The organism is Ruminococcus sp. FMBCY1 (assembly GCF_023921805.1).
Classification (GTDB): Bacteria; Bacillota; Clostridia; order Oscillospirales; family Acutalibacteraceae; genus Ruminococcoides; species Ruminococcoides intestinale_A.
Map to the genome: position 1 here is coordinate 1,999,366 of NZ_CP074197.1, position 16,346 is coordinate 2,015,711.

General features: G+C 41.2%; 17 protein-coding genes. 1 reads left to right on the top strand and 16 read right to left on the bottom strand.

The genetic code is table 11. The features are described from left to right. Positions 1-6: 6 nt before the first annotated feature. From KGF34_RS09785 to KGF34_RS09840, 12 genes are all read right to left on the bottom strand, one after another. A complete protein-coding gene (locus KGF34_RS09785) occupies positions 7-996 on the bottom strand; it encodes a DUF1385 domain-containing protein (protein WP_252558867.1) in 990 nt (329 codons plus the stop codon). Between the two features lie 16 nt (positions 997-1,012). Beyond that, on the bottom strand, positions 1,013-2,485 hold the full coding sequence (locus KGF34_RS09790) for a HAMP domain-containing sensor histidine kinase (protein WP_252558868.1): 1,473 nt from the start codon (positions 2,483-2,485) through the stop codon (positions 1,013-1,015). Positions 2,486-2,521: 36 nt separating this feature from the next. Beyond that, on the bottom strand, positions 2,522-3,223 hold the full coding sequence (locus KGF34_RS09795) for a response regulator transcription factor (RefSeq protein ID WP_022235019.1): 702 nt from the start codon (positions 3,221-3,223) through the stop codon (positions 2,522-2,524). Positions 3,224-3,257: 34 nt separating this feature from the next. Next, positions 3,258-4,601, bottom strand: coding sequence for a hypothetical protein (locus KGF34_RS09800; RefSeq protein WP_195411087.1), 1,344 nt, complete (start codon positions 4,599-4,601; stop codon positions 3,258-3,260). A 29-nt stretch (positions 4,602-4,630) separates the two neighbouring features. Continuing rightward, the gene (trmB, locus tag KGF34_RS09805) at positions 4,631-5,302 is read right to left on the bottom strand and encodes a tRNA (guanosine(46)-N7)-methyltransferase TrmB (RefSeq protein ID WP_186935687.1); all 672 of its coding nucleotides are present in this window, start codon (positions 5,300-5,302) and stop codon (positions 4,631-4,633) included. A gap of 107 nt (positions 5,303-5,409) precedes the next feature. Beyond that, on the bottom strand, positions 5,410-6,162 hold the full coding sequence (locus KGF34_RS09810) for a Nif3-like dinuclear metal center hexameric protein (protein WP_252558869.1): 753 nt from the start codon (positions 6,160-6,162) through the stop codon (positions 5,410-5,412). Next, a complete protein-coding gene (locus KGF34_RS09815; protein ID WP_252558870.1) occupies positions 6,162-6,818 on the bottom strand; it encodes a class I SAM-dependent methyltransferase in 657 nt (218 codons plus the stop codon). Before KGF34_RS09815 ends, KGF34_RS09810 begins: the two co-directional genes overlap by 1 nt. Before the next feature lie 41 nt (positions 6,819-6,859). Continuing rightward, positions 6,860-7,057, bottom strand: a complete 198-nt coding sequence (locus tag KGF34_RS09820; RefSeq protein WP_117705753.1) for a DUF1858 domain-containing protein — start codon at positions 7,055-7,057, stop codon at positions 6,860-6,862. Positions 7,058-7,199: 142 nt separating this feature from the next. After that, positions 7,200-9,653, bottom strand: coding sequence for an ATP-dependent Clp protease ATP-binding subunit (locus KGF34_RS09825; protein ID WP_252558871.1), 2,454 nt, complete (start codon positions 9,651-9,653; stop codon positions 7,200-7,202). A 39-nt stretch (positions 9,654-9,692) separates the two neighbouring features. Next, complete coding sequence (locus KGF34_RS09830) at positions 9,693-10,691, bottom strand: protein arginine kinase (protein WP_252558872.1); 999 nt, start codon at positions 10,689-10,691, stop codon at positions 9,693-9,695. A gap of 2 nt (positions 10,692-10,693) precedes the next feature. Further along, entirely contained in the window at positions 10,694-11,194 is a 501-nt protein-coding gene (locus tag KGF34_RS09835; protein ID WP_252558873.1) for a UvrB/UvrC motif-containing protein, read from the bottom strand. 18 nt (positions 11,195-11,212) lie between these two features. Beyond that, positions 11,213-11,656, bottom strand: a complete 444-nt coding sequence (locus KGF34_RS09840) for a CtsR family transcriptional regulator (protein ID WP_333780943.1) — start codon at positions 11,654-11,656, stop codon at positions 11,213-11,215. A gap of 268 nt (positions 11,657-11,924) precedes the next feature. Between KGF34_RS09840 and KGF34_RS09845 the strand changes: the two genes are divergently transcribed. Continuing rightward, on the top strand, positions 11,925-12,176 hold the full coding sequence (locus KGF34_RS09845; protein WP_252558874.1) for a type II toxin-antitoxin system RelB/DinJ family antitoxin: 252 nt from the start codon (positions 11,925-11,927) through the stop codon (positions 12,174-12,176). Between the two features lie 120 nt (positions 12,177-12,296). Here KGF34_RS09845 and KGF34_RS09850 read toward each other — a convergent pair whose 3' ends face one another. The 4 genes from KGF34_RS09850 to KGF34_RS09865 all read right to left on the bottom strand — a co-directional run bounded on the left by KGF34_RS09850 (position 12,297) and on the right by KGF34_RS09865 (position 16,262). Then, complete coding sequence (locus KGF34_RS09850) at positions 12,297-12,821, bottom strand: ATP-binding protein (RefSeq protein ID WP_354667460.1); 525 nt, start codon at positions 12,819-12,821, stop codon at positions 12,297-12,299. A 184-nt stretch (positions 12,822-13,005) separates the two neighbouring features. After that, complete coding sequence (locus tag KGF34_RS09855) at positions 13,006-14,061, bottom strand: hypothetical protein (RefSeq protein WP_022234474.1); 1,056 nt, start codon at positions 14,059-14,061, stop codon at positions 13,006-13,008. A gap of 300 nt (positions 14,062-14,361) precedes the next feature. Continuing rightward, positions 14,362-14,643, bottom strand: coding sequence for a hypothetical protein (locus tag KGF34_RS09860; protein WP_252558875.1), 282 nt, complete (start codon positions 14,641-14,643; stop codon positions 14,362-14,364). A gap of 89 nt (positions 14,644-14,732) precedes the next feature. Beyond that, complete coding sequence (locus KGF34_RS09865) at positions 14,733-16,262, bottom strand: YifB family Mg chelatase-like AAA ATPase (RefSeq protein ID WP_252558876.1); 1,530 nt, start codon at positions 16,260-16,262, stop codon at positions 14,733-14,735. Between the last annotated feature and the right edge of the window lie 84 nt (positions 16,263-16,346).

The following is a 16,346-nucleotide window of genomic DNA, read 5'->3' on the forward strand; positions in this document are numbered from 1 at the left end:
TCGCAATTATTTGTTGTTAATAATATCTGTGCCGTCATCGGGGATAACAGCTTTCATAGCCTCAATGGCAACTTCAATCATCTTGTCATCAGGCTCTTTTGTTGTAATTCTCTGCGCCCAAAGTCCCGGAGCGGCAATAATTCTTGTAAAAGCGTTATCGTGCTTTCCGCATATTTTAATAAGCTCATAGCCTACGCCGCAAGAAACAGGGAGGAGGAGAATTTTAAATACAGGTCTTAAAAATCCGATTCCAAACGGAGCAACGGGAATAAAAAGACCGATTACAATGCCTACAATAAGCATAAGCACCATAAAACTTGTTCCGCATCTGGGGTGGAAACGAATCTGTTTTCTTACATTCTCAACGGTAAGCTCTTCTTCGTTTTCGTAGCAGAAAATAGTTTTGTGCTCTGCACCGTGGTACATAAATACACGCTTCATTTCTGTCATTTGTGAACATAATACAATGTATCCGAGGAAGAGGGCTATCTTTAATACACCCTCAAAAACTGATTTCCAGAAAACAGCGCTCTCGCCGTCACCCTGAAAGACGGGTACGACATTTGCCGTAAGGTCAAACAGGAAAGACGGTAGAAAGAAGAACAGACCGACCGCAAGTGCCACACCCAAGATTGAAGCAAACACCATTATTACTTTAACAAGTTTGTCGCCGAATTTTTCGTCAAGCCATTTTTCAAACTTGCTCGGTTCTTCTTCTTCCACTTCGCCCGCTTCAACTGCTTTGTCAGCGGAAAGCATAAGCGATTTATAAGAAAGTCGCATTGAATCAATAAGTCCTGCTATTCCTCGTAAAAGCGGCAATTTAAAAAGTTTGCATTTTTCGGGAATAGTAGTCATTTTTATGTCTTCGCTGTAAATTTCGTTTTCGCCTGTTCTTACGCATACGGTAGTACGCTTAGGACCACGCATCATAATACCTTCAATAAGAGCACTGCCGCCTATTGAAGTGATTTTTTTTGTACTGACTTTTCTCATCGCACAATCCTTTCGTTCATAGTTTTACATTTTCTGTTTGCGGCTGATCCTCGTCACCCTCTTTGTAGATAGGGAAGGTAAGAGTAACTGTTGTGCCAACGCCCTCTCCGCTTTCGATGTCAAGAGAGCCGTGGTGCAGATTCATAATTTCGTCTGCAACTGCAAGACCGATTCCCGAGCCTCGTACCGTCTGATTTGCCTTATAGAACTTTTCTTTAACCTTTGGCAAGTCTTCGGCAGGTATTCCGCAGCCGGTGTCGGTAACTATAATTTTTATAATGTCGGGGTCATCCTTACTGTAAATAACCTGTGCCGCAACCACACCGCCCTTTGGTGTGTATTTAAGTGCGTTGTCAATTACATTGAGGAAAACCTGCTTAAGTCTGTTGCTGTCACCGTAAACAGGCGGATACATTGCGTCCATAGGTTCGTCATAGAGTAAATGCTTGCCCTCGTTTACGGCTCTGTCCTTTAGCATATATACGGTTTCGTCAAATTCGGCAAGAATATCGAGTTTCTCTTTGTTAAGCACCATTCTGCCGCTCTGAATACGGCTGAAATCAAGAAGTTCTTCAACTATGCTTGTAAGTCTGGCACTTTCTTTTATAATAACGCCCATACCTTTGTCAAAGGTGCGCCTGTCGAGTTTGCCTTTTTCGTTGAGCTGCATGGTTTCTGCCCAGCCTTTTATTGCCGTGAGTGGGGTTCTTAATTCGTGAGATACTCTTGAAATAAAATCGTTTTTAGTCTGTTCGGTAGTTTGCAAATCCTTTGCCATATCCGATATAGCGTCACAAAGGTCGCCGATTTCGTCATCGTACTTATGCTCGATTTTTTCGGAGGCGGAAAAGTCGCCCTGTGCAATCTGACCGGCTATAAGTGAAAGTTCGCCTATCGGTTTAACAATGGAGCGGATAAACATAAGTCCCGACAAAAATACAAGCGCCATTATTGCAAGACCGCCCGCAACGCAAAGAACAGAAATAAATAAGATTCTTGAGTGCACGGGTTCCATAGACACGATGTATCTTACGGCACCGAGCATAACGCCGTTTGAATTGCTGATAATGCGGGTTTCGCTCATTGCTCTTTCTCCGGAGAGAAGTTTGCCGTTCCATACGGCGTAACCGTTTGAGTTGTTTTGAGCGTCCTGAAAATCAGGCATTTGAGTTTTATCCGACGGGGTAAAACCCGTGGAAGTCATTATTACTCTGCCCGATGAATTTATTACAATAACTTCCATTTGCTCTTTACGGTCAAAGTTTTCAACATATTCACGGGCAGATGAATTAAAACTTGTTGTGTTGTCGCTCTCGTAGTCTGAAAATACAAGCGACAATTCATTGCCTGCCGAAGAAAGTGTTTGTTCAACACTGCTTTGGTAAACATATGTAATAACAAAGATAAGGCTGACAACGATCAGAACTATTATTGTAAATATAACGCTCAATGTGTTTAACATCCAGCGTTTTGTAATACCCTTAAACATTACGCTGTCGCCCTCCTTAAAGGTGTTTCCTTAAGTTCAGGCGTTCCACTTGTAGCCAAGTCCCCATACGGTGATAATGTACTTAGGATTAGACGGCTCGTCTTCAACTTTCATTCTAAGTCTTCTGATGTTTACATCAACGATTTTGTCCTCGCCGACATAAGCGTCACCCCAAACATGGTTTAAAATGTCCATTCTGTCGAGGGCAGTACCCGGATTAGAGAAAAAGTATTCCATAATCTGAAATTCAACCTGTGTAAGTTCAATCATCTTACCGTTTTTCATAAGTGCACGGTTTCTTAAGTTAAGTGTAAATTCGCCGCTTTTAAGCTCTTCTTTGAAGTTGTTTTCGGCGTGTGACTGTGCAAGTGCCACTCTTCTGTAAAGGGAGTCAACTCTTGCGAGCAATTCGCTTGGTGAAAAAGGCTTTGAAACATAATCGTCAGCACCGAGCATAAGACCTGTTACCTTATCCATTTCCTGTGTTTTTGCGGAAAGCATAATAATGCCGATACCGCCGTTGCGGCTTCTAAGCTCCTTACAAACCTGAAAACCGTCAATACCCGGCATCATAACATCAAGAATGGCAACATCAAAGTCGCCGTTGTGTTCTTCGTATTTTTGAAGTGCAGCCTCGCCGCAGTCAGCCTCGACTACATCATAGCCTGCTCTTGTAAGGTTGATAACGACAAAGTCACGAATTGCAGCCTCGTCCTCACAAACAAGAATTTTTTTCATAATAAACCTCCGTAATGTGTTTTATCCAAAAAAATTATATATTATTAACTGTCATCAGTGAAAAAGCTGTTTTTATATCGTCTTCGCTGATTGAAAGTGATGTTTCTTCGTTTACATCCGCAAAAGCGTATGCTGTGCTTTCGTTCTTATATATTAATGTATAAGCGTCACTGTCCTCGCCGACATCCCATTGCTCAAGTTTAAAAGCTCTGATTTCAAATACTTTTTGTCCTAAGTTGTCGGAATCCCATTCAAAAAAGCTCATAGCCCGTTTTTCACTGTCAAGTCTGACGGTATATGTACCGTCTGCCCAGCTTTCGGGAACGGTAAAGCTGTAGCCGTTTTGGTAATCGGGAATTTGGTCGGATAAGTGATTTAAAATTTCACTCTGCGGATAAAAACTGTTCCAGCTTATTTTATCCGCAACAGCCGATTTATCTTCATCGCTTGTTGAAGGTAATTTGTCAACGACAGGAATTTCCGTAACGGAATCGTTGTTTATATCCGTACAGATTATATCGGCAGAGCGTTGAGTAATATTTTTATCTTTTTCTTTATAAAGCGGATTTCTCAAAACCGAAAGTTCGGTATTAAAATAAATAATCTGTGTGACGGTATCATCATTGGCAAAACAACCGTCAACTATAAGCACATTTTGTCCATTTTCGGCAGCTGTTACCGTAATATTTTTAAATCTTGTAATATTCGGGTCCATTTTTACGCTTGCCTTTGAGTAAAGACAGTTACGTTCCTCGCTGTAAACAAGCATATTTGCCGTTGCGTCGTTTTCTGTGGTATATAGTGACAGCAGCATTACTTCGTTTACACCGTCACTGTCAAAATCGGAGCAGTAAAAACTTGAATAACTGCTTTCAACAGTAAGCCTGTTTGTTTTGCCGTTTGAGTATGAGTGGCAGGCAAGATTATTAATGCTTGAGTTATATGTAGTGTAGCCCGAAAGAATCTCAAGCGTACCGCTGCCCGTTACATCGGCAAAGTCAACGCAGTCAACATCGGTTGCGTCTAAGGCGCAGTTTTCGGAGAGCTTCCATTCGTCGTTTGCGCAGTACATTACAAGCATATGCACTTCCGCTTTGGTTTCGTTAGGCGTGCGGTAAAAAGCAATTGCTTCATCGGTACCGTCATTGTCAAGGTCTTTCATAACTATGGCACTGCGGTAGTTGCCCGACTTAGGATATTTTAAGGTGTATCCGCTGCCTGCGGTGTCGGCAATAAGCTGTTCGATTTCCGCCTCGTCACCGACAGTTTTCGGAGGGCGGATAAGGTTGTCTGTTCCTATGTCTGCGCCGTCACAGCCGCTTGCGGAGATCGCAAACGCACACAACAGTGCGGCGGAAATAACCGCTTTGACTTTCATATCCGTCCCTCCTTTATAAAAAGTTAAAATTAATCGTGCTTTACAACAGCTCTTAAATACTTTATTTTTATACCCTCGGCAGAAAACATTTTTTCGTGCTCGGTTTCAATATTGTCTGTAACATCGCTGTTGTGCAGGTCGTATGTTTTGTAAATGATTTCGTAACCGCTCTGCTCAAAATATTCAAGACTGTCCGCAAAAAGTGCGTCGTCGTCGGTCTTAAATCGAATTTCGGCATTTTCGTCAAGAAAATTTTTGTACATTTCAAGTTTCTTGGGAAATGTAAGTCTTCTCTTGTTGTGCTTTGGACGAGGCCACGGGTTGCAGAAATTAATAAACATACCCTTGATTTTATCGTCCTTTGTAATTATTTTATCAATTTGCTCTACATTGTAGTTTACAAGCAAAAGATTTGTAATATCGGCGTCTGTTTTGCCCTCGTTCTTGAAAATTTCAACAATGTTTCGTCTGCCGACGCCGAGCATATCAATTTTAATGTCAACCGCAATAATATTTTTATCCGGATTTTTAACGGCAAACTGTCCTGCAAACCCGCCTTTGCCGCAGCCTATTTCAAGGTAAAGAGGAAGTCCGTTGTTAAAAGTTTCGTTCCATTTGCCTGCGTGTTCTTCAGGATTTTTTACAAAAAAATCGCAAACCGCAAGTTCAGGCTCTGCCCATTTTTTCTTTCTGATTCTCATAATGTAAAATTATGCACTTAATGTGCATCTCCTCATAAATATTCATCATACTATTATATCAAATTATTACAGATATTGCAACGAATATTTAATAAATAATACATTGCTTAAATGTATTTAATCTTATCGTTACATACTTCCGATTTTGTAAAGCCGGTGTTACCGAATCTTTCAGAAAGTTTACGGCAAAGCGGAGATATTACAATATCTTCGGTTTTAAAATGTCCTGCGTCAACAATTGAAATTCCGAGTTCGTTTGCAAGCAGAATTTCGTGGTGTTTTATTTCACCTGTAAGCAGAACATCGCCTCCCTCATAAAATGCACTTTCCACATTGGAACCGCCTGCTCCCGATGATACTGCGACTTTGTGAATCTCGTTTTTTACATTAGTGTATCTTAGTCCGCTGCAATTGAGATTTGTTTTTACGGTTTTTGCAAAACTTTCAATATCCGTGTCGAGTTCGCCCATAAAAAGACATTCGCCGCTTTTGCAAAGTCTTGTGTTTTTAAGTCCCACTGCGTTTGCAAGGCAAAGGTTTACACCGAAACTTTCGGATAAATCAAGGTTTGTGTGCATACAAACGGCAGAAATGTTTTTTTCCGCAAGACGGTAGGGAACAGATGAGGAATCAAGTTTTTTTATTGCATTAAAAATAACGGGGTGATGACTTATGATAAGCTCTGCGCCGAGCCTATCTGCTTCGTCAACGACCTCGTTTGTTATGTCAAGAGCAACAAGCACACGGCTTACAGGTTTGTTTTTACTGCCTATAAGCAGACCGCAGTTGTCAAAATCCATAGCGGTATCAACGGGTGCAAATTCCTCAAAAAATTCAAGTATATCTTTTATTGTAGTCATCAGAGCATCTCCCTTAGCTTTTTTGCGATTTCAGCGTAACGGGCATCGCCCTTTGCCTGTTTTTCAAGTTTTGTTATTTGCTTTTCTGTAAAAAGCCTGTGTGTGGATTTTACGGACGGCTGCAGCTTTGCACAATACAGCTCGGTTTGCGTGTATTCGTGTTTTTTACCGCTGTAGCATACAAGAAGTACTGTGTAGCATTTGCCTGCGGCGGTACAGCAGTCCTGTTTTAAAATTTCAAAACCGTTGTCAAAAAGGTATTTAATCAAAACTTCACTTTTGGTCATAGGCTGTAGAATAAAGTGCTTTTCACTGCTTTTTGCATATGTACAGCTGTCAAGAATGGCTGCGATAAGTTCCCCGCCCATACCTGCAATTACAAAATCGTCAGCTTCGTTTTCTGCTATGTTTTCAAGTCCGTTTGAAAGTCTTGCGGAAATCAAATGTTCGGCGTTAAAACTTTTTATTGCAGCCCGGCCTCTTGAGAGAGGTTCGGGGTTAATGTCTGCGGCAACAGCAGACGGGCAGGTGCCGTTAAGGCACAGCCACAGCGGAAGATATGCGTGGTCTGTGCCAATATCGGCAAGCCTTGCGTTTTGCCTTACAAAATCCGCACACATTCTAAGCCTGTTGTCGAGAGATATTTTATTTTGCAAATTAATCAATCCTTTCAGCCCGAATGTGAAAAACGGACAAATTATTTGTTTGCAATCTGATTGAGAACATCAATAAGCTCATCGGCATTTGCACCGTGAACCATACAAGCCTCTTCAATTGTTTCGCCTCTTGATGCAGGGCAACCAAGGCAGTGCATACCAATGCTGAAGAAAGCCTCGGCAGTTTCGGGATATTTGTCGAGAACATCACCGATGATAGAATTCTTTGTGATTTCCATAATTAAAAACCTCCTTGTCGGCAAAGCCAAAATTAAATCTAAAAGCAGATTTATCCGCCAAAAACGGTATTTTAGCGGATAAATCATTATAACATATTTTTTAACCGAAAGTCAAAAAATATATATTAAATTTTAGGATTTTTTACTTTGCTTCGGCAAAGGTAAACTTTCCGTCTGCAAAGTCGCATTTAACCTTGCTTTTTGCTTTAATTGTGCCGTCAAGCATTTTCTCCGAAAGCGGATCTTCAATGTCTGATGTTATGGCACGGCGAAGAGGTCTTGCACCGTAGACTTCGTCAAAGCCCTTGTCGGCAATTGCGGAAACAGCCTCGTCTGTAAATTCAATTTCAATTTCCATATCGGACAAACGCTTTTTAAGACCTGCAAGCATCTTGACTGCAATTTCTTTAATCTCGTCCTTGCTGAGTCTGTCAAATACGATGATGTCGTCAATACGGTTAATAAATTCGGGACGGAAAGCCTTTTTGAGTTCGCCGAGCACAAGCTCCTTGGTGTTTTCGGTTTCCTTGTTTTCACTGTTTTCATCGGTAAATCCGAGTGAACTGTGCTTTTCCGTAAGAAGTTTTGCACCTATGTTAGATGTCATAATGATAACAGTGTTTTTGAAGTCAACCGTTCTGCCCTGTGAGTCGGTAAGTCTGCCGTCATCAAGGATTTGGAGAAGAATGTTAAATACATCCGGGTGTGCCTTTTCGATTTCATCAAAGAGGATTACCGAGTATGGTTTTCTTCTTACCTTTTCCGTAAGCTGACCGCCCTCGTCAAAACCGACATATCCTGGAGGTGAACCTACAAGACGGGATACCGTATGCTTCTCCATATATTCACTCATATCAATACGGAGCATAGCGTTTTCATCACCGAACATAGCGGCGGCAAGTGCCTTGCAAAGTTCTGTTTTACCTACGCCTGTCGGACCGAGGAAGATAAATGAACCGATAGGACGCTTAGGGTCTTTAAGACCTACTCTGCCACGGCGGATTGCCTTGGCAACGGAGCTTACTGCCTCGTTTTGACCGACAACTCTTTCGTGAAGTTCTTTTTCAAGGTTGAGAAGTCGCTCACTTTCCTCTTTTGTAAGCTGAACAACAGGGATTCCTGTCCATTCCGATACAATTTCAGCGATAACCTCCGGAGTAACTTCGCCGTTGCGGTTCTCTCTGTTTTCGTACCATTCCTTTTTGGCTGTGTCAAGCTGTGACTGAACATTTTTCTGTTCATCTCTTAATTTTGCGGCACGCTCAAAGTCCTGCTCGTTAATGGCACTTGCTTTTTCCTGCTCAAGTTTGTCAATTAACTCTTCAAGCGACTTGATGTCCGGAGGAGAGGTAAGACCCTTAAGTTTTACCTTAGATGCACCCTCATCAATAAGGTCGATAGCCTTATCCGGGAGGTATCTGTCGGCAATGTAACGGGAAGAAAGATTTACGGCGGCCTCAATAGCCTCGTTTGTAATTCTTACCTTGTGGTGTGCCTCGTAGCTGTCACGCAAGCCTTTAAGAATTTCAACAGCCTGCTCCTTTGTAGGTTCGCCAACCTTTACAGGCTGGAATCTACGCTCAAGAGCCGCATCTTTTTCAATGTATTTTCTGTATTCGTTAATGGTTGTTGCACCGATAACCTGGAAGTCACCTCTTGCAAGCGACGGCTTTAAGATGTTTGCCGCATCGGCACTGCCCTCGGCAGACCCTGCACCTACAATGGTGTGGAGTTCATCAATAAAGAGGATAGTGTCCTTTGACTTTTTAACTTCATCAATTGCGGACTTGATTCTTTCCTCAAAGTCGCCACGGTACTTAGCACCTGCAATCATACCTGTAAGGTCAAGACTTACAACCTTTTTGTCACGCAGAATTTCAGGTACATTGCCGTTTGCAATTTCAAGGGCAAGTCCCTCGGCTACTGCTGTTTTACCTACGCCCGGCTCACCGATAAGCACAGGGTTGTTTTTGGTACGCCTTGAGAGAATCTGAATAACTCTCTTTATTTCTTTTTCTCTGCCGATAACAGGGTCAATTTCACCGTTCTTGGCAGCCTTTGTCAAATCTCTGCCGAATTTCTCGAGTGCGGAGCCGCCCTCTTCTTTGCCTTGTGGGTAGCCGTTTTCCATCCCCGAAAACTGATTTTCGGATGAGCCTTTCTGTAAGCCGCCTGCAACCGCATTTGCAACAGCATTAGAACTTACGCCGAGTTTTCTTAAAATACTTGTAGCGTAGCTGTCACTTTCGGAAACTATTGCAAGCAAAATATGCTCTGTGCCTACATAGCTGCTGCCTGTCCTTGCAGAAATCATCATTGCGGTTCTGAGAACACGCTTTGTACGGGGAGTAAAGCTGTCGGGTGAGAGGGAAGTCTGAATACCTCTGCCGTCAACATTGGCAATCTCTTTTTCGAGTGCCTCCGCCGTTACGCCGCATTCTTCAAGAGCTGCGGCGGCAACACCGCTGCCCTCTTTTATAAGACCAAGCAGAATATGCTCGGTGCCAATATAGTCGTGACCGAAATTTTGAGCTGACTCAATAGAAAGGTTTAATGCCTTGTTTGCCTTTTGAGTAAATCCTCTGAATTCATACATAATCGTCAGTCCTTTCGATAATTTTTTACTGATTATTTTTTACACTTCTTCAAGTGCTTTTCTGAGCAAATCTGCTCTTGCCACATCACGCTGTGCAGCGGAAAGATTTTTACCGCTGTTTACCATAAGCGTAGCAGGTTCAACATCTGTCATCAGCTTGTCGATTGTAAGCAAAGGAACATCTTTAAGCTGTCCCGAAACTATGCCCAAACGAACATTTGAAAGCAACTGTAAAGCCTCATCGTGTGCGATTGTACGGGCATATTTAAGAATACCCAAGCTGCGGCTTATGCTGTCCTGAACATCAATGTTTGAACAGATACGCTCCCTTGCAAGCTCCTCTTGCGAGATAAGCTGTGATGTTATATTTTTAAGGTTTTCAATGGCAGCTTTTTCGGAGATGCCGAGTGTAACCTGGTTAGAAAGCTGATATAAACTTCCCTTTGGCTCTGTGCCCTCGCCGTGAGTGCCTCTTATGGTAAGACCGAGTTTTGAAAGATTGCCTGCAATTCTGCCGATTGCTCGGCTCTTTTCAAGTGCCGGCAAATGCAACATTACCGACGCTCTCATACCTGTGCCGAGGTTTGTCGGGCATTGGGTAAGATAACCGAGTTTCTCGCTGAAAGCAAAGTCAAGGCTTTCATCAAGCAAGGTGTCGAGTTTATCGACAAGGTCATATGTCTGCTCAAGCGCAAGACCTTTTGTAATTGCCTGTATTCTGATGTGATCCTCTTCGTTAATCATAATCGAAAGGCTTTCATCGGAATTTACAAGCAATGCTCTGCCCTCTGTATTGCTTATGAACTCGGGGCTTACTATTCGGCGCTCTACAAGGGAAACACACTGTGCCTCGGTGAGGTCGCTCATCTTAATGAATTTAAAGTCGGAGGCGATTGAGCTGTTGCTGTTTTTGACAGCCGATCTTACTTTTTCAATAACCTTTTCCATTCCGTCGGGTGAAAGCTTGCAGGGAAAAGGAAAATCCTTTAGGTTTCTTGCAAGTCTTACTCTTGTGGAAATTACTGAATTGTCACTCATTATTATGCCTCCATTCCTTTGATTGTATCTCTTAATTCTGCGGCTCTTTCAAAATTCTGTTCTTTGACTGCTGCGTCAAGTTCATTTTTTAATTGAGCAATTTTTTCTTCTTTTGTAGGTTCGTGCTTTTCGGCTTTCTGAACCGTTCTGTCGCTGTTCTTGCCGCAATGTGTTGTGTTGCCGTGAATTCTTCTGATAAGTGGGAAGAGTTCGTCGCCAAATACATCATAGCAATTGGCACAGCCTACATGACCTGTTTTTGCAATTTCCGAATAAGTGCTGCCACAGGTTTCGCATCTTCTTGCCTGTGTTCTTGCCGGAAGTGCGTTGCCAAAGAAACTGCCGAGGAAGTTTGAAAATTCATCCTCAATGTCAGAGAACACATTTGTGTATCCCATTTTCTTTGCACATTCACTGCAAAGGTCATATTCTTTGATTTCTCCGTTGATTATAGATTTAACATGTGTGTTAGCATTATTAACACCGCATTTTTGACATTTCATAATAAATACCTCCTGCTTTTATGATATTGCTAAAAGCATATTCTTAAAAAGATCAGCTCTGAGCGAATCTCTTTTTTCCTGCTCGACTGTATGAAGCGCTCTGTCCGACAACGCAGACGCCATAACCTTTGCAACGCTAAGTTGAATAATCGACCTGTTGACCATATTGTTAAGCATTGCCTCGGCAGAAGCTTTGTCAAGCGAATTGCCTACAGAGTTAATTATATGCATTATAGCAGTACCTCTATCCATACTTACACGGCTTATTCTTATGTAACCGCCGCCGCCTCGTCTGCTTTCAACAATGTAACCTTGTTCCGGAGTAAAGCGTGAGGTGATAACATAATTTATTTGACTTGGCACACAACCAAGATTTCCCGCAAGTTCATTTCGCTGAATTTCCGCACTGCCGTTCTGCTCGTCGAGCATTTCTGTAATATATTTAGCGACCAAATCGCTCATTCTCATCTTTTCTCGCCTCTCTTTCAGATTGTGACTTTATTATAGAACTAAAGTCAGAGAAAGTCAAAGTCAAATAAAGTCAAAAATCAAATGCTAATTTAAAAAATACTCGCAAATACTCCTGAATACTCGCAAATACTAAATTTTAAAATTTTTTTGACTTTTTCTGACCTTTTTAAAAATGCCGATATTTTCTTGACTTTTAAAAACATACAAATGAAAAATACTTCATATAATAAGTATAGTAAATAAAAACGGAAGTGATAAAATGATTGTCAGTACAAATATAAACATAGACAGCGAGTTAAAGAAATCGGCACAGGAATTGTACTCGGATTTAGGGCTTGATTTGTCAACAGCGGTTAATTTGTTTTTAAAGCAGTCCTTGCGAGAACAGAAGATACCGTTTGAAATAAAAAGGGAGAGTGAGGAAGAAGGTTTTTTTGATACTTTGAAAAGTTTTACAAAAAAGCCGGAGTATTCGTCCTTTGCGGAAATTGTTAATTCAAATACAGATTAAAACAGCCGCACCTTGCAAAAAAGAACCGCAAGGTGTGGCTGTTTATATTAATAACAGTATGATAATTTTATAGTCAGTCAGACAATTTTTATTATCCAATCTGAATTTTATAACCGAAAATCATTTTCCCCAATACTTTCTGTCCAAACTGCGATACTGCACTGCCTCAAGAATATGGTCGGATTTAATGATTTCGCTGTTATCAAGGTCGGCAATCGTCCTTGCGACTTTAAGCACTCTGTCGTAGGCTCTTGCGGTCATTCCCATACTTTCAAACGCACTTTTCAGCATTTGTTCCGCCTCGTAATCAATAATACATACTTTTTCAAACTGTTCGGCATTTATATTTGCGTTACAGCTTGTACTTGTGCCTTTGTAGCGTTCGGACTGAATTTTTCTTGCTTTGTCAACACGCTTTTTAATTTCGGCAGACGGCTCCGTCTGTTCTTTATCTCTAAGCTCGTCAAATTTAACTGCCGATACCTCTATATGTATATCAAAACGGTCAAGCAGCGGACCGCTGATTTTATTAAGGTAATTATGTATCTTTTGTGGAGTACAGGTGCATTTCCCTGACGGGTCATTAAAATATCCGCACGGGCACGGATTCGTTGGAACACTGAACTTGATACAATTTAACCTTATTTCCCCTAGGGGTGTTCAAAGGGGGTTCATTTGAACACCCCTTGAGAAATGGCACTTGCAGGCATAAAAGAAGGCAGACGGTCTCGTTACAAGACCACCTGCCTGTTGATTATTGTTATCTAGTTTTCTGTATCTCGTCAGCCCGACAAACTTGAATTTATCACTATGATAAACAACCAATAGATTATTCGTTAATTTCTTGTTTGTCGCGAAAAGCCTTTTTTGTAACCATTGTGAAATCGAATTTCTCCATGTGGAGTGTGTTATATGGCTTTTCTTCAATTACGATGTCAGATTTGTCTGCTTCTATTATAATGTTTTTTCCGGAAAGATCGCAGGATATCTGCGTTTGAGCTATTGATGGAAGCCCCAATGAATGACAATTTCTTTGGTCATCTTCAAAAGAAGAGCTTTCTTCAAAATAGTCAAGGAAACATTTAAAATATAATCTGCCATTCTCAAAACCGTTGAGCTCTATTTTTGTCCAAGAAGAAGTATATTTATTAATATGTTCTTTAGGGATATCAAAAAACATTCCTACCATTTCAATTATCTTATTACGGTCTTTATTACTGAAAAAACATTTCTTTTTCATAGAATTAGTATCATAAATCCAGGTATGATTAAGACCTTTGTAGATAATTGTTTCATCATCAAGGAAAAACATAACAGATCCATCAAAATGCGGATTGATAAGTTTTTGTGTTTCACGGTCATACCACATTGTATTGTTATTACTATGTGTCCAGTGCTGAAAAAAGATACGCTTTGGCGTAATATGCAAGTCTATGCCGCTTTTCTTGATGCCTGAATGCTTGAACAATACTTCGGATTCTCCGCTGTTTAAGTGATATACAGCAACTTTGTTGCCTATATTGAAAAACAAATCGTTTTCGTAAAAGCAAAGATCACCGTAACATTCACCTTTATATATCAGCTTTTCTTTTCCCGTAGAGAAATCTCCAATATATATGCTTGCTTTTTTGCTTAACTTGTAATCGGCTCCGTCGGGCAGAAATTCCTGAGTATACCATGCAGCCATATTATTTCCGATAGCAATGTCCTGAACGGCTGTATGCTTTTCGATTTTTATATCCTCGCTTCTGTTTGACAAATGCTTTCCACCAACGCTGATTGCAGGCATTATTGACGGACGAGGATACTCTCCGTGAGCATCAAAAGAATATTTAATATTATTCTCGCTAAAAATGATTTTGCCGTTTTCAATCTTTATATCCATAAGTCACCTCATAAACAAATCCCAATTTTTCTGTATCTTGCTCCCATCTTCTTGCCCATCGGACAAGAATCATCCCTCGCTCAAAGAGCTCTGTCAATTCCGATTTGTAAAACTCAACACACTTATTATACCTTATATCGGCTGATTCGCATATCAATTTTATGTCATATTTATGTCATATTTTTGCAATATAAAAGGTCAAACCCGACAAGCCCGATGGTTACTGACGAATACGACCTTTTATTATCAAATTTCTGAATTTTTTCTTCTATTATAATATATGTCAAATCAGGATTTAATTTATCTCGTTTTTATCTTAAATCCGTTCTTAAAGATGAATAGTATATCATCCTTTGACTTTACCACCACTTCATGAACAAGGCTGCTCCAAAGTCCCTCATCGAATTCCTCTACCAAAGCACCCTGCTTTTCCAATGCCCGGATGAAACCCTTGAATAATTCCCTCTGAGCCTTTTTGCTTTCAATCTGTTCTGAAATCTTGTCATAATCTGCTTTGATGGTATTGTACCTTTCGGTAAGGTCAGCATATCTTCTCTCATATTCATTCTGTTCAAGTGCCATCCGGCTGTTCTCCGCTATGGCTGTCTGCATCTGATCTGTGATTCAGTCAGACAATTTTTATTATCCAATCTGAATTTTATAACCGAAAATCATTTTCCCCAATACTTTCTGTCCAAACTGCGATACTGCACTGCCTCAAGAATATGGTCGGATTTAATGATTTCGCTGTTATCAAGGTCGGCAATCGTCCTTGCGACTTTAAGCACTCTGTCGTAGGCTCTTGCGGTCATTCCCATACTTTCAAACGCACTTTTCAGCATTTGCTCCGCCTCGTCATCAATAATACATACTTTTTCAAACTGTTCGGCATTTATATTTGCGTTACAGCTTGTACTTGTGCCTTTGTAGCGTTCGGATTGAATTTTTCTTGCTTTGTCAACACGCTTTTTAATTTCGGCAGACGGCTCCGTCTGTTCTTTATCTCTAAGCTCGTCAAATTTAACTGCCGATACCTCTATATGTATATCAAAACGGTCAAGCAGCGGACCGCTGATTTTATTAAGGTAATTATGTATCTTTTGCGGAGTACAGGTGCATTTTCCTGACGGGTCATTAAAATATCCGCACGGGCACGGATTCATTGCCGCAACCAACATAATGTTGCAAGGATAAGTGTAGCTTCCGTGCGAACGGGAAATCGTAATTTTTCCGTCCTCAATAGGCTGACGGAGCACTTCAAGCGACATTCGGGAAAATTCGGGTAATTCGTCAAGAAAAAGTACGCCGTTATGAGCAAGCGATACTTCACCCGGTCGAACTGTTCCTGTACCTCCTCCGCCAAGACCCACGGCAGTTACCGTATGATGCGGCGAACGGAACGGTCGTGTGCGTACAAGTCCGTTTTTGTCGAGCAAACCTGCTATTGAATGAATTTTTGTGGTTTCAATCATTTCTTCAAATGTCATATCGGGCAGAATTGACGGAATACGCTTTGCAAGCATACTTTTACCCGATCCGGGAGGACCGATTAACAGTATGTTGTGACCTCCTGCAGCCGCAATTTCCAGTGCTCTTTTTACTTCTGCCTGCCCCTTAACCTGTGAAAAATCGGGCACAAACTGTTTGTCTGTATTATCTTCATCAATTTCCGCAACGGCAGGTTCAATAGGTTTATCGCCGCTCAAGTGTGCAATCAGTTGTAAAATATTTTTAACGGGATAAACTTCAATGCCGTCAACCACTGCGCCCTCTGCGCCGTTTGCAAAAGGTACATATATCTTTTGATAACCGAGTTCACGGGCTTTTATTACCATAGGGAGTACGCCGTTTATGGGTCGTACATCTCCGCCGAGTGACAGTTCTCCCAAAAATGCCGAGTCGGAAATTTCCGCAACTACAGCGCCTGTCATCTTAAGCACTGCAATAAGAATTGGCAAATCGTATATAGGACCTTCCTTTTTTATATCGGCAGGGGCGAGGTTAATTGTGATATGTGCGGTCGGAAAATTAAATCCGCAATTTTTCATTGCACTTTTAACACGGTCACGGCTTTCCTTTACGGCGGCATCCGGCAGTCCTACCATATCGAATGTGGGAAATCCTTTGTTAATTGCGCCCTCAACCTCTACGGGATAGCTGTCCATTCCCATAAGACCGAAACTGTTAATTTTCACAACCATTTTAAGCACCTCTTATTAAAAACTACATAATATTATACCATTTTATCTTTTTGCTTACAAGTCAAAAAATATATAAATATGTAA